Annotated in this window: 1 protein-coding gene; it reads left to right on the top strand. The window is 64.0% G+C overall.

The genetic code is table 11. The annotated features are described in order from the left end of the window. Positions 1 to 658: 658 nt before the first annotated feature. Positions 659 to 953, top strand: a 295-nt coding sequence (locus D9599_RS30710) for a hypothetical protein (RefSeq protein WP_198385130.1), incomplete at its 3' end; no start/stop codon positions are given.

Below are 953 nucleotides of genomic sequence, written 5' to 3'. Positions count from 1 at the left end.
GCAGCGCAAGAAGGCCTGATCGCCCCGCCTCACCACAAACCACAAGGGTGCCGGGCGCTCACCCGCCCGGCCCTTCACTACCCTTGAGAGAGGAGGCCAGCACCGGAGCAAAAAGCCGCTCACAGCTAAATCTGGTTCGCCTCCCGCTTCTGTTCCGATTGCGCGCATCGCGGGGAGCAGCCGACCTACTGCGCGCAACAGACGAATAATCAGCAACCCCCGTGCAGTGGCAGCCAGCGACCGTGCAAGAGCACCCTGAGGGTGCGGCGGATGAGGAGGGGACTTCTCGCACTGGCCTACTTCTTCGGGAGTGTTTCCCGGTGCGCGTTGCCGTGTCCGCCGCACCACACCCGCAGTGAACTCAGGGCGGGCTCGCCAAGCTGATCCCACCGGGGTCGTGCCCCAAGACGTGCTCGCTGCCCACCATCAGCACCCGGCCGAGCGCATGAAACCGGTTCGGGAATACGTGCAGCGAAATTCGCGACCTACGCACGGCATCCAAGCTGTCGAAATTTATTACAATTCCACATTGTTTCGGCATGCCGATGCACTATCACATTGATTGTTCCTGCCATTTTGTATTGGCACAGAGGTTGCCGTGTAGGTGTCAAGGCGCAACGACGCGCCGACACCCGCTGAACCCAACGGACCTCCCCCCATGCGACACCTTCTTCTCGCCGCCGCCTCGGTTCTCGCGATCGGCGTCGCCTCTCAGGCCCAGGCCGCGCCCGAGCTCTCGGCGCGCATCTTCCAGGACGGCGTCTTCGTCCCCGGCACCTCCAGCACCTCGAGCACCGGTTCGCTCCTGGTTACCGGCAGCACGGCCAACTTCTCCGTCCTGACGGCTCTCTCCATCGGCTTCCCCCAGGTCGCCCAGCCCGCGCTCGACGTGCAGAGCACCTCCGTCAGCAGCATGGGCAACTTCGCCACCGCCCACACCATCACCTTCGAGA

Origin of the sequence: Roseomonas sp. KE2513 (genome assembly GCF_016107305.1) — a bacterium.
In the GTDB taxonomy this organism is placed as follows: Bacteria; Pseudomonadota; Alphaproteobacteria; order Acetobacterales; family Acetobacteraceae; genus Roseomonas.
This window is presented reverse-complemented; position numbering and strand designations above follow the sequence as displayed.